Raw genomic sequence first — 12,917 nt, forward strand, 5'->3', positions numbered from 1 at the left:
CTGAAAGTCCCATGAACTTCGTGGGCGGCCCGCGCAGGTGACAAGTAAGTGAAAGCAATTACTTCACGCCCTTGCGCCTGCGCAGGGGCGTTTTCGATTTTCTGGGTCTTGGCCGGCGCGGCGATAGAAGCCAACTCTGCTGAATTGCAGAGCGGAAGGAGACCCATGGCGAGGCCGGACAAGGCAGCCGACGTCGCGGAGCTGACTGAGAACTTCAGAAGCTCAGGCGCCGCCGTACTGACCGAGTACCGCGGACTCACCGTGGCGCAGTTGCGGCAGTTGCGCACTACGCTCGGTGACGACGTGCACTACGCCGTGGTGAAGAACACGCTGACCAAGATCGCGGCCAAGGACGCGGGTGTGGAGTCGTTCGACTCCCTGCTCGAGGGTCCGTCGGCCATCGCCTTCATCAAGGGCGACCCGGTGGTCGCGGCCAAGGGGCTGCGTGACTTCGCCAAGGCCAATCCCCTTCTCGTCATCAAGGGCGGTGTGCTGGACGGCAAGGCACTCGGCTCCGACGAGATCACCAAGCTCGCTGACCTGGAGTCGCGTGAGGTTCTCCTCTCGAAGCTCGCAGGTGCGATGAAGGCGGCCCCGCAGCAAGCGGTGTCGCTGTTCGCTGCTCCGCTCGCACAGGCTGCCCGCCTGTTCGCGGCGCTGCAGGACAAGCTGCCGGCCGACGCCGCCCCCGTGGCGGACGAGGCTCCGGCTGCGGAGGCTGTGCAGGACACAGTCGACGCGCCTGCCGAGGCGAGCACCGAGGAGACCGCGTCAGCTGACAGCTGACCCGTTCGATTCACTGCAGGACCCCAGTCAGTAATCACCTAGCAACACGTGAAGGAAGGACCGCCAAAATGGCGAAGCTCAGCACCGAAGAGCTGCTCGGTCAGTTCAAGGACCTCACCCTGCTCGAGCTCTCTGAGTTCGTGAAGGCCTTCGAGGAGGAGTTCGGCGTCACCGCCGCCGCTCCCGTCGCCGTCGCCCCTGCCGCCGGCGCTCCGGGCGCCCCGGCCGAAGAGGCCGCGGAGCAGGACGAGTTCGACGTCGTCCTCGAGTCGGCCGGCGACAAGAAGATCCAGGTCATCAAGGAGGTGCGCGGCCTCACGAGCCTCGGCCTGAAGGAGGCCAAGGACCTCGTCGAGAGCGCGCCGAAGGCCATCCTCGAGAAGGTCGACAAGGCTTCGGCCGAGAAGGCGAAGGAAGCCCTCGAGGGCGCCGGCGCCACCGTCACCCTCAAGTGACCTGTGCGGCGTAGCCGCACAACGAAGTGATACCAGTTGAAGGGCGGTCCTACGGGGCCGCCCTTCGGCATGTCCGGACCAGGTCTAAGATTCCCAAGGTTCCGGTGCGTGACCGAGACGTGACTCTTCGGTCGTGATCACTTGACAGGCAGGGGTTACGCAAAAGCGTACTCGTGCGTAACCTAAGCAACCGCGCCCTCGTTGAACCGGCGAAAGCACGTCGGTCGGGGCTGCGTGACGAACCCGTGAGGAGGACCGGTGGGCGTAGAGGTCCGTGTCGAAGGGCTGTCGAAGTCCTTCGGAAGCCAGCTGATCTGGGGCGACGTGTCCCTGACGCTGCCTGCCGGTGAGATCTGCGTCATGCTCGGCCCTTCCGGCACCGGGAAGTCCGTATTCCTGAAGACGCTGATCGGTCTGCTCAAGCCAGACAAGGGCCACGTGCACATCGAGGGCGTCGACATCGCCACCTGCTCCGAGCGCCAGCTCTACGAGATCCGCAAGCTCTTCGGCGTGCTGTTCCAGGACGGCGCGATGTTCGGCTCGATGAACCTGTACGACAACGTCGCCTTCCCCCTGCGCGAGCACACCAAGAAGTCAGAGTCCGAGGTCCGCTCCATCGTGATGGAGAAGATGGAGATGGTCGGTCTGGTCGGCGCGGAGAAGAAGCTCCCCGCCGAGATCTCGGGCGGCATGCGCAAGCGGGCCGGCCTGGCCCGCGCGCTTGTGCTCGAGCCGGAGATCCTGCTCTTCGACGAGCCAGACTCCGGCCTCGACCCGGTCCGGACGGCGTTCCTGAACCAGCTGATCATCGACCTGAACGAGATGACCCAGGCGACCTGCCTGATCGTCACCCACGACATCAACACCGCCCGGACGGTGCCGGACAACATCGGCCTGCTGTACCACCGGCACCTGGCCATGTTCGGCCCGCGCGAGATGCTGCTGTCCAGCGAGGAGCCGGTGGTCCGCCAGTTCCTGAACGCGCAGCGGATCGGCCCGATCGGTATGTCGGAGGAGAAGGACGCCGACGAGCTAGCGGCCGAGGCCGACCAAGAGCTGCCACCCTTGCCGCCGATCCCGATCCAGCAACTGCCCAGTTCCGGCGTACTGCGGCCCACCCAGCGCCCACCGGGCCAGTGGTGCGTGGACAACGGCGTGACCCCACCGCCCGGCTCCTTCGCCAGTGATGTGGTGACGACTTCGTGACTGTCGACGCCACCGCCCCGCTGAAGCATGCAGGATCGCTCTTCGCTTTTGCGTTGGACACCGCCAGGGCCTCGGTCCGGCGGCCGTTCCAGCTGCGCGAGTTCCTGCAGCAGGCGTGGTTCGTGGCGAGCGTGACGATCATCCCGACGGCCCTGGTCGCGATCCCGTTCGGCGCGGTGATCGCGCTGCAGGTCGGTGGGCTGATCAAGCAGTTCGGTGCACAGGCCTTCACCGGTTCCGCGGCCGTCCTGGCCGTAGTACGGGAGGCGTCCCCGATCGCTACCGCGCTGCTGATCGCGGGCGCGGGTGGCTCGGCGATCTGTGCCGACCTCGGCGCGCGCAAGATCCGCGAAGAACTCGACGCGATGATGGTGCTCGGCATCGACCCGATCCAGCGCCTGGTCGTCCCGCGGGTGCTGGCCACCATGCTGGTCGCGTTCTTCCTGAACGGGTTCGTCAGCGTGGTCGGCGTGATGGGCGGCTACGTCTTCAACGTGGTCCTCCAGGACGGTACGCCGGGCAGTTATATAGCCTCGTTCACGGCGCTCGCCCATCTGCCCGACCTGTGGCAGGGCCAGGCGAAGGCGCTGGTGTTCGGCTTCATCGCCGCGGTGGTCGCCTCTTACAAGGGTGTGAACGCCGGCGGTGGCCCGAAGGGCGTCGGCGACGCGGTGAACCAGTCCGTCGTGATCACCTTCATGCTGCTGTTCGTCGCGAACTTCTCGATGACGGCGATCTACTTCCAGCTCGTACCGCCGAAGGGAGCCTGACGATGTCCACCCTCGTCGACACCCTGGTGAAGAAGCCGCTCCACTCCTTGGACCGGCTCGGTGAGCAGCTCGCCTTCTACATCAAGGCGCTGGCCTGGTCCGGCAAGTCGGTCACCCGGTACCGCCGCGAGATCCTCCGCCTGCTCGCGGAGGTGACGCTCGGTACCGGCGCGCTGGCCGTGATCGGCGGCACCGTCGGCGTGATCACCTTCCTGGCCTTCTTCACCGGCACCGAGGTCGGCCTGCAGGGCTACTCGGCGCTGAACCAGATCGGCACCTCGGCCTTCGCCGGCTTCGTCAGCGCGTACATCAACACCCGCGAGATCGGGCCGCTGATCGCCGGCATCGCGCTCGCCGCGACCGTCGGCTGCGGCTTCACCGCCCAGCTCGGCGCGATGCGGATCAGCGAGGAGATCGACGCCCTCGAGGTGATGGCGGTCCCGTCGCTGCCCTACCTGGTCACCACCCGGATCATCGCCGGGCTGATCGCGGTCGTGCCGCTGTACGTCGTCGGCTTGCTGTCCTCGTACTTCGCCACCCGGCTGACCGTGACGACGTTCTACGGCCAGAGCACCGGGACGTACGACCATTACTTCCATCTGTTCCTACCACCGGGCGACGTGCTCTGGTCCTTCGGCAAGGTGCTCGTCTTCTCGGTCCTGGTGATCCTGGTGCACTGCTACCACGGGTACCACGCGACCGGCGGCCCGGCCGGCGTCGGCGTCGCGGTCGGTCGCGCGGTCCGGACCTCGATCGTCGTGATCAACGTCGTCGACCTGCTGCTGTCGATGGCGATCTGGGGCACCACGACCACCGTCAGGCTGGCGGGGTGACATGACCAGACGACTGCTCGGGACCGCGTTCATCGGGATGCTCTGCTTCCTGCTCTGGCTCACCTACGCCTTCTACGCGAAGGTCTTCACCGCCACCGTCGACGTGAAACTGCAGACCAGCCACATCGGCCTGCAGCTCAACCGGCACGCGGACGTGAAGCTGCGCGGCATCATCGTCGGCGAGGTCCGTGACGTCTCCACCGATGGCGACTTCGCCACCGTCGAGCTGGCGCTGAAGCCGGACCAGGTCAAAGAGATCTCCAGCCAGGTCAGCGCCCGGATCCTGCCCAAGACGCTGTTCGGCGAGAAGTACGTGGCGCTGGTACCACCGCCCGGCCCCGAAGGTCGCGCGATCAGGGCCGGCGACACCATCTCGCGGGACAAGACCGCGGTCGGCATCGAGATCGAGAAGGTGCTGAACGACGCGCTGCCGCTGCTGCAGGCCGTCGACCCGGCCGACCTGAACGCGACGCTGAACACGCTGGCGACCGCGCTGGAGGGCCGCGGCACCGAGATCGCCGACACCCTCACCCAGCTCGACGGCTACCTGAGGAAGCTCAACCCGAACGTGCCGAACCTGGTCGCGGCGCTGACCAAGCTGACCCAGGTCGCCAAGATCTACGGCGACGTCACGCCCGACCTGGCCCGCGCGCTGCGCAACCTGACCGTCACCGGCAACACGGTGGTGGAGAAGGAGAAGCAGTTGCAGACGTTCTTCACCGACGTGCAGACGCTGTCGACCACCGGCAACGCCTTCCTCAAGGAGAACGAGGACCGGGTGATCCGGCTCGGCGAGGTGAGCCGGCCGGTGCTCGACCTGCTGGAGCGGTACTCGCCGGAGTTCCCCTGCTTCCTCAAGGTGATGACGGACACCGCGCCGGTCCTGAGCGACACCTTCCGGGACGGCCGGCTGAACATCAACCTCGAGCTGATCACCAACCAGCCCACGCCGTACCAGCCGAACGAGACGCCGAAGTACGAAGACCATCGCGGCCCGACCTGCGTCGGCCGGAACTACACCGTGCCGGGGGAGCACCCGGGCCCGTACACGCAGGACAACCCGGCGCCCTACGTCACCGGTGAGGACGGCGTGATCGGCGACCACGGCAAGAACACCAAGTTCCCGATCAACCTCCAGCTGAACCGGGCGATGCCCGGCTTCGCCAGCGACACCGGCGGTGCCGGTACGCCGGCCGAGCAGAAGGTGATCGACGCCGTCGCCGGCCCCGCGATGGGCATCCCGGCGGACGAAGTACCGGACCTGACAACCCTGATGCTGGGCCCCCTGATGCGCGGTGGGCAGGTGAATCTCAAATGAAGCTGCTGGACAAGAAGACCTCGTTCGACACCGTGCGGCTGGCGATCTTCGTCGTGGTCACCACGATCGCGACGGCGTTGCTGGCCGTGACGATCGGCAACATCAGTTTCAACGCGACCACGAAGTACCGGGCGGTTTTCACCGATGTGGTCGGGCTGAACAAGGGTGACGACATCCGGATCGCCGGCGTCCGGGTCGGGCAGGTCGACAAGATCGCGATCTACCAGGACAAGCTGGCGATGGTGACCTTCAGCGTCGACTCCGGCCAGGTGCTCGACACCACGACGCACGCGACGATGCGCTACCGGAACCTGGTCGGCAACCGCTACATCGCGCTGACCGAGGGCGTCGGCGGCGGCACCCGGATGAAGAAGAACGGGATCATCGACAAGGACCGGACCGCGCCCGCGCTGGACCTGTCGGTGCTGTTCAACGGGTTCAAGCCGCTGTTCACCGCGCTCACCCCGAAGGACGTGAACCAGTTCGCGTTCGAGGTGATCAAGGTGCTGCAGGGTGAGGGCGGCACGATCGAGAGTCTGCTGGCCCGGACCGCCTCGCTGACCACCACGCTGGCCGACTCCGACCAGGTGATCGGCGACCTGATCACCAACCTGACCTCGACCCTGCAGATCGTCTCGCAGCGGCAGCAGAACTTCTCCCAGTTGCTGATCAACCTGCAGCAGTTCATCACCGGGCTGAGCCAGGACATCAACCCGATCCTCGGCTCACTCGGCTCGATCAACTCGCTGAACACCAAGACGGCCGGCCTGCTGCAGCAGACCCGGGTGCCGCTCAAGGCGGACCTCGACCGGCTGCGCGAGGTGTCGACCACGCTCGACGACACCCAGGCGATCTGGGTGAAGACCCTGCAGAACATGCCGACCAAGCTCGAGACGCTGACCCGGACCGCGACGTACGGGTCCTGGTTCAACTTCTACCTGTGCGGCTTCGACGGCAACGTCACGCTGCCGCTGGGCGTCCGGATCCCGATCAGCCACGACGTCAACTCGGCGAGGTGCGCCAAGTGAAGCCCTTCCGCGAACAGAACCAGGTCACCATCGGGGTGGTCGGGCTGACCGTGATCGGGCTGATCATGCTGGCCGCGTTCAAGGCGCAGGACCTGCCGCTGATCGGGGGCGGCACGAAGTACTCCGCGCAGTTCTCCGAGGCCGGCGGGCTGAAGCCCAACGACGAGATCCGGGTGGCCGGTGTCCGCGTCGGCCAGGTCCGCAAGGTCGAGCTCGAGGGCACCCACGTCCGGGTCGACTTCGTCGTCGACCGGGGCGTGAAGCTGGGCGACAAGACCGGCGCCGAGATGAAGATCAAGACGCTGCTCGGACAGAAGTACCTGAAGCTCGACCCGGAAGGTGGCGGCGAGCTCAAGGAGGGCTCGGTCATCCCGCTGGCCCGGACCATCGCGGCGTACGACGTCGTCGACGCGTTCACCGACCTGGCCAACACGACCGAGCGGATCGACACCGCGCAGCTCGCGAGGGCACTGGACACCTTGTCGGCGACCTTCAAGAACACTCCGGAAGAGGTCCAAGCCTCGCTCACCGGGCTGTCCAGGCTCTCCCGCAACGTCGCCAAGCGCGACGAGCAGCTGAAGCTGTTGCTGCAGCACTCCGACGTCGTCACCAAGGTCCTTGCCGATCGCAACCAGCAGCTGATCAAGCTGATGAAGGACGGCAACACCGTGTTCCAGGCGGTGCAGGCACGCCGGGCGCTGATCCACGAGCTGCTCGTCTCGACGCAGAAGCTGGCCGCGCAGATCAGAGCGCTCGTGCAGGAGAACCGCAAGGACCTGGCGCCGACCCTGACGAAGGTGAACGCGGTGCTGGCGACGTTGCTGAAGAACCAGAACGCGCTCGACGCCAGCATCAAGGGGCTCGCGCCGTACGCCCGGGTCTTCACCAACACGCTCGGTACCGGGCCTTGGTTCGACACCTATGTGCAGAACCTGGTGCCTGTACCGGAGATCCCGTTGCCGCAGATCCCGATCCCCGGGCTGCCACCGATCCTCAGCGGACTGACCGGGGGTGCGGGCCGATGAAGGTTGCGTCCCTGTCCCGGCTGATCGCGTTCGGTGTGGTCGTGGTGATCCTCGCCGTCAGCGTCATCTCGTTGTGGCCACACCCCGAGCGGGTCTCGGCGACGGCGTACTTCCCGCGCGCGGTCAGTGTCTACCCCGGCTCCGACGTCCGGATCCTCGGCATCAAGGTCGGCGAGATCGAGAGCGTCACGCCGGCCGGGCGCGCGGTCCGGGTGAAGTTCTGGTGGGAGGCCAAGCACAAGGTGCCGGCCGACGCGAAGGCGGTGATCGCGTCGCCGTCGATCGTCGCAGACCGCTACATCCAGCTCACCCCGGCGTACTCCAAGGGCGCCGTGATGGCCGACGGCGCGTCGATCCCACTGGAGCGCACGGCCGTCCCGCTCGAGCTCGACCAGATCTATCAGAGCCTCAACGACCTGTCCGTCGCGCTCGGGCCGAAAGGCGCCAACGACCAGGGCGCGCTGTCGCGGCTGCTCGACGTGTCCGCGGCCAACCTGAACGGCCAGGGCAAGAAGCTCAACCAGACCATCACCGACGTCTCGACGCTGACCCAGACCTTGTCGAGCAACTCCAAGAGTCTGTTCAGCACGATCCGGCAGTTGCAGACCTTCGTCTCCGCGCTGGCGGCCAACGACGGTCTGGTGAAGCAGTTCAACGCGAACTTCGCCGGCGTCACGACCACCCTGGCCGGCGAACGTCAGGACCTCTCGGCCGCGCTGTCCACGCTGGCAGCGGCGCTCGGCGAGGTCGCGAACTTCGTCAAGGACAACCGGTCGCTGCTGAAGACGACGATCTCCGGCGCCACCGACGTCTCCCAGATCCTGGTCAAGGAGAAGGCCGCGCTCGCCGAGATCATCGACACCGCGCCGCTCGGCCTGGGCAACCTGGCCCGCGTCTACAACCCGCAGTTCGGCACGCTGGACCAGCGGATCAACCTGGCCCAGCTGGACGATCCGGCGACCTTCATCTGCTCGCTGCTGCTCCAGGCCAACCAGCCGCTGTCGACCTGCTCGGCGCTCAAGCCGGTCTTCAACGCGTTGCCGAAGCTTCCGCTGCTGAGCGCCATCACCGGCTCGGGCGGACCGGCCGGTACGCCGTGGGCGCCGGCCCCGCAGCCCAAGCTGCCGAGCCCCGACCCCGTCGACGACACCCTCGGCGGCCTGGTCCCAGGTGGTGGCCGATGAGGCGGCTTCGTAGTACCGGCCTGGTGGCCGGGGTTGTCGCGATGGCGACCCTGCTCAGCGGGTGCGACTTCAGCGTGTACTCCCTGCCGTTGCCGGGTGGCGCCAAGATCAAGGGTCCGTCGTACACGGTGACGGTGGAGTTCACCGACGTCCTGGACCTGGTGCCGAAGTCGTCGGTGAAGGTCGACGACGTCACCGTCGGCACGGTCGAGAAGGTCTGGCTGGACGGGTACGTTGCCAAGGTCCGGGTCAAGCTGCCGAAGAGCCTGGAGCTGCCCGACAACGCCCGCGCGACGATCCGGCAGACCAGCCTGCTGGGCGAGAAGTTCGTCTCGCTGGAGCAGCCGTCCGGGAGCGAGAAGCCACACGGCAAGCTGGAGAACGGCGAGCTGATCCCGTTGTCCCGGACGACCAGCAACGTCGAGGTCGAAGAGGTCCTGTCGGCGCTCTCGCTGCTGCTCAACGGCGGCGGCGTGGCCCAGCTCCAGATCATCACCCAGGAGCTGAACAAGGCGCTGACCGGGAACGAGCCGGCCATCCGCAGCGTGCTGACCCAGCTGAACACCTTCGTCGGCACGCTGGACCAGAACAAGCAGAAGATCGTCACCGCGATCACCGCCGTCGACCAGCTGGCCAAACAGCTGAACGCGCAGAAGACGACGATCGCGACCGCGATCGACTCGCTGCCCAAGTCGATCGCCACCCTGGACAAGCAGCGCGCCGCGCTGGTCAAGACGCTGCAGGCACTGGCCTCGCTGGGCAACACCGCGACCCGGGTGATCACCGAGTCACAGAAGGACCTGGTCGCCAACCTGCAGTCGCTCTATCCGTTGCTGACCAAGCTTGCCGAGGCGGGGGAGAACCTGCCGAAGTCGCTCGAGCTGATGCTCACGTATCCGTTCCCGGACGCCGCGGCCGGTGCGGTCAAGGGCGACTTCACCAACCTGAACATCACCCTCGACGTGAACACGCAGAAGGCGCTGCAGGGCCTGCTCGGGCTGAACCTGCCGAACGTCGGCCTGACCCTGCCGACCACCGAGATCAGCCTGCCGCTGCACAATCCACCGAAGTTCCCGACCACCAAGCCGACGGCCGGCGGCCTGCCACCGCTGCCGATCCCGACCGGCGCCGGCACCACCTGCGTCACGATCCTCGGCCTGCCGGTCTGTACGCAGAAGCTCAACCGGGCCGGCTTCGATCCGGAGCTCGCCAAGGTCCTGATGCCGGGGGTGGCCAAGTGATCACCAGAACGGTCCGGCTCCAGCTGATGGTGTTCCTGCTGATCACCCTGGTCGGCATCGCCTACGTCGGCGCCAAGTACGCGCAGGTCGACAAGCTGCTGTTCGACGACGACTACACCGTCAGCGCGAGCTTCGCCGAGTCGGGCGGGATCTTCTCCGGCGCCGAGGTCACGTACCGCGGCCAGCCGGTCGGCCGGGTCGGCGAGCTGAAGCTGCTGTCCGACGGCGTCGAGGTCAACCTCGACATCGAGAAGAAGACCAAGATCCCGAACGACCTGCTCGCGGTCGTCGCCAACCGGTCCGCGATCGGCGAGCAGTACGTCGACCTGCAACCGCGCCGCGACGGCGGACCGTACCTGCAGAACCACTCGAAGATCAGCCGGCAGAACACGGCGCTGCCGATCGACACCACCGAGCTGCTGCTGAACCTGGACCAGCTGGTGAACTCGGTCGACAAGAACAGCCTGAAGACCACCGTCAAGGAGCTCGGCGACGCGCTCCGCGGCCGGGGCAGCGACCTGCAGAAGATCATCGACAGTTCCGGCGCGCTGATCAGCGACGCGGACGCGAACATCTTGCAGACGATCAAGCTGATCAACGACGGCAACACCGTCCTCGCCACCCAGGTGGCCAGCGGCGACGCGATCAAGACCTGGGCGAAGAACCTGGCGCTGCTGTCCGACACCTTGGTCAGCTCGGACGCCAATCTGCGGGCCGTGATCGACAACGGCTCGGCCGCATCGACTCAGTTGACCGCGCTGATCCAGGAGAACAAGGCCGACATCGCGGTGCTGCTCGGCAACCTGCTGACGGTGAGCGAGCTGACCGCGGTCCGGCTGGACGCCGTCGAGCAGCTGCTGGTGGTCTACCCGGCGGTGGCGATGGGCGGGTACGTCGTACCGGGCAAGGATCCGGGGACGGGGCATTACGACGCCCACTTCGGCCTGGTGCTCGGCTTCAGCCCGCCGGCTTGCCGGGCCGGGTACAACGGTACGGACAAGCGCGTTCCGCAGGACACCACCAACAAGCCGGCCAACACCAAGGCGGGCTGTACCGCGTCGCCGGGGTCGGGGATCAACGTCCGCGGCTCGCAGAACAAGCCGACGCCGTCGACGCGGTCGTCCGACGCCAACCGGATCGGGTACGGCGTCGGGTACGACCCGGCCACGGGCGCTGCCGGTGGTACCGATGGAATGCCGTCACTGGTGCTCGGCTCGACCGGAGGACAGGAAGAGATGCTCGGCAAGGACTCGTGGAAGGCCCTCATCCTCGGACCGGTGACCGGCAAGTGAGCGGAACGGTGGGCCTCTCGATCGGCCTCGGCATCTTCCTGGTCACCGTCATCGTGCTGGGGATCAGGCAGCAGGTCCGGCGGCCGTCGGGCCGCGGGGCGATCGTGGTGGCGTGGGGCCTTAGCGTGCTCCTGCTGGTCGCGCTGGCCGGCGCGACGCTGTCCGTGATCGCTCTGCGCGGTCAGGATGCGCGGGCGAGTGAGCGCGAGGGGGCGATGAAGGCGGCTCGGCAGTTGGCGCTGGACTTCACCACCTACGACTACAGCACCTGGGACGCGGACGCGAAGCGGGTGCTGGACGACTCCACCGGGCAGTTCAAGGAGGAGTTCAAGTCGGGCTCGGACTCGGTCAAGACCGAGGTGGTCGCGAACAAGGCGACCTCGAAGGGCGATGTGAAGGAGGCCGCGGTGGTGTCGAACGACAAGGACTCGGCCCAGGTGCTGGTGATCGTGAACGCGGTCGTGACGAACACCGCCTCCAAGGACGGGGTCGAACGCCGGTACCGGATCAAGCTCGACCTGGTCCGCGAGAAGGACCGCTGGCTCACCGCCGACTTCCAGGTGGTCGGCTGATGCCCCGCAAGATCGCCGGCCAACGCCGCCGCCCCGAAACCACCCCCGAAGTCAACCCCCAAAACAACCAAATCAAGCCAGTGACTCAGCCCACACCAGACGCTGCGGACGCTCCTGCGGAGCGTCCGCAGGACAAGTTCGCCGTCACGCACGGTGACGAGAAGTCGCCTGCGCGGACCCGCGACGCATCGGCGATCGCCGATGCGGGCCCCGTTGCCACGCCCGCGACTGCCTCCGTCTCCACGCCGTGGGGGGGGGGGGGGGGGGGGGGGGGGGGGGGGGGGGGGGGGGGGGGGGGGGGGGGGGGGGGGGGGGGGGGGGTGTGGGTGGTGGGGGGGGGGGGGGGGGGGGGGGGGGGGGGGGGCGCGCGCGCCGCCCCCCCCCCCCCCCCCCCCCCCCCCCCCCCCCCGCCCGGCGCCCCCCCCCCCCCCCCCCCCCCCCCCCCCCCCCCCCCCCCCGCCGCCCCGGCGGCCGCCCCCCCCCACGGGGGTAGTGCTGTCGGCTGCTCTCGGGGTTCTGCTGGTCCTGATCTTGGCTCTGACCGCGATTCTGGGCGTGAAGGCCTGGAAGGGGAAAGAGGCCGAGGACGCTCGCGACCAGGCGGCTGCAGCGGGCAGGAAAGCGGCGGAGACCGCGCTCAGTTATGACTACCGGACGCTCGACAAGAGCTTCGCGGCGGCGCGGGCGACGATGACGCCGGAGTTCGCCGGGCAGTTCGACGCGACCGCCAAGGTGGCCGGCGAGCTCGCCACCAAGACCAAGGCGACGGTCCGCGCCGAGGTCCGCGAGGTGGGCGTCCGCGACGGCGACGCGAACCGGGTCACGCTGATCATCTTCGTCAACCAGACGACCACCAGCACGATCACGAAGGGTAGTCCCCGGGTCGACCTGAACCGGACGAGATTCACAATGGTCCGAAACGGCGATCAATGGCTGGTCCAGGAGATCGCCGGACTGTAGTCTCTAGGTGACTCCGGAGAGGTCGTCCGGGCGGCTCGCAGGCTGGTTACCTGCTGGAGAACCCGGGTCGATTCTTGACGGAGTGGGTGGTCCGACGGCATAGTGTCGGACCCCATTGGACAGACTTGCCCAGATCGGGTAGCCTATTGCTTTGCGCTGCCTTTAACCGCACCCTTGTTCATCCTCAGAACTTGACGAGGGTCGTTTGGCATGCGCTCCCAGCACCGAAGTGCCGCTTCGAAGTTAC

Annotated in this window: 13 protein-coding genes; all 13 read left to right on the forward strand. The window is 67.3% G+C overall.

Annotation, left to right across the window (positions count from 1 at the left end; translation table 11 throughout):
* Positions 1 to 165 precede the first annotated feature (165 nt).
* The 13 genes from rplJ to ACIA12_RS27775 all read left to right on the forward strand — a co-directional run bounded on the left by rplJ (position 166) and on the right by ACIA12_RS27775 (position 12,670).
* On the forward strand, positions 166 to 786 hold the full coding sequence (gene rplJ, locus ACIA12_RS27715) for a 50S ribosomal protein L10 (RefSeq protein ID WP_396369996.1): 621 nt from the start codon (positions 166 to 168) through the stop codon (positions 784 to 786).
* A 68-nt stretch (positions 787 to 854) separates the two neighbouring features.
* The gene (rplL, locus tag ACIA12_RS27720; protein ID WP_396369997.1) at positions 855 to 1,241 is read left to right on the forward strand and encodes a 50S ribosomal protein L7/L12; all 387 of its coding nucleotides are present in this window, start codon (positions 855 to 857) and stop codon (positions 1,239 to 1,241) included.
* Positions 1,242 to 1,499: 258 nt separating this feature from the next.
* Positions 1,500 to 2,447 (forward strand): ABC transporter ATP-binding protein, encoded by a 948-nt coding sequence (locus tag ACIA12_RS27725; protein ID WP_396369998.1) that lies wholly within the window; start codon positions 1,500 to 1,502, stop codon positions 2,445 to 2,447.
* On the forward strand, positions 2,444 to 3,217 hold the full coding sequence (locus tag ACIA12_RS27730) for an ABC transporter permease (RefSeq protein ID WP_343976361.1): 774 nt from the start codon (positions 2,444 to 2,446) through the stop codon (positions 3,215 to 3,217). Before ACIA12_RS27725 ends, ACIA12_RS27730 begins: the two co-directional genes overlap by 4 nt.
* Positions 3,218 to 3,219: 2 nt before the next feature.
* Positions 3,220 to 4,050 carry an MlaE family ABC transporter permease gene (locus ACIA12_RS27735; protein WP_396369999.1) on the forward strand — a complete coding sequence of 277 codons (831 nt, stop codon included), beginning with the start codon at positions 3,220 to 3,222 and terminating at the stop codon, positions 4,048 to 4,050.
* 1 nt (position 4,051) lies between these two features.
* Positions 4,052 to 5,368: an MCE family protein gene (locus tag ACIA12_RS27740; RefSeq protein ID WP_396370000.1), complete on the forward strand. Its 1,317-nt coding sequence runs from the start codon at positions 4,052 to 4,054 to the stop codon at positions 5,366 to 5,368.
* On the forward strand, positions 5,365 to 6,396 hold the full coding sequence (locus ACIA12_RS27745; protein WP_396370001.1) for an MCE family protein: 1,032 nt from the start codon (positions 5,365 to 5,367) through the stop codon (positions 6,394 to 6,396). Before ACIA12_RS27740 ends, ACIA12_RS27745 begins: the two co-directional genes overlap by 4 nt.
* Positions 6,393 to 7,421 (forward strand): MCE family protein, encoded by a 1,029-nt coding sequence (locus ACIA12_RS27750; protein ID WP_396370002.1) that lies wholly within the window; start codon positions 6,393 to 6,395, stop codon positions 7,419 to 7,421. Before ACIA12_RS27745 ends, ACIA12_RS27750 begins: the two co-directional genes overlap by 4 nt.
* Entirely contained in the window at positions 7,418 to 8,605 is a 1,188-nt protein-coding gene (locus ACIA12_RS27755; RefSeq protein WP_396370003.1) for an MCE family protein, read from the forward strand. The genes ACIA12_RS27750 and ACIA12_RS27755 overlap by 4 nt, the downstream gene beginning before the upstream one ends.
* Positions 8,602 to 9,846 carry an MCE family protein gene (locus tag ACIA12_RS27760; RefSeq protein WP_396370004.1) on the forward strand — a complete coding sequence of 415 codons (1,245 nt, stop codon included), beginning with the start codon at positions 8,602 to 8,604 and terminating at the stop codon, positions 9,844 to 9,846. Before ACIA12_RS27755 ends, ACIA12_RS27760 begins: the two co-directional genes overlap by 4 nt.
* Entirely contained in the window at positions 9,843 to 11,138 is a 1,296-nt protein-coding gene (locus tag ACIA12_RS27765) for an MCE family protein (RefSeq protein WP_396370005.1), read from the forward strand. Before ACIA12_RS27760 ends, ACIA12_RS27765 begins: the two co-directional genes overlap by 4 nt.
* The gene (locus ACIA12_RS27770) at positions 11,135 to 11,710 is read left to right on the forward strand and encodes a hypothetical protein (RefSeq protein ID WP_396370006.1); all 576 of its coding nucleotides are present in this window, start codon (positions 11,135 to 11,137) and stop codon (positions 11,708 to 11,710) included. Before ACIA12_RS27765 ends, ACIA12_RS27770 begins: the two co-directional genes overlap by 4 nt.
* Before the next feature lie 492 nt (positions 11,711 to 12,202).
* A complete protein-coding gene (locus ACIA12_RS27775) occupies positions 12,203 to 12,670 on the forward strand; it encodes a hypothetical protein (protein WP_396370007.1) in 468 nt (155 codons plus the stop codon).
* The last annotated feature ends 247 nt before the right edge of the window (positions 12,671 to 12,917 follow it).

Origin of the sequence: Kribbella sp. NPDC051620 (assembly GCF_044453825.1) — a bacterium.
Lineage (GTDB): Bacteria > Actinomycetota > Actinomycetes > Propionibacteriales > Kribbellaceae > Kribbella.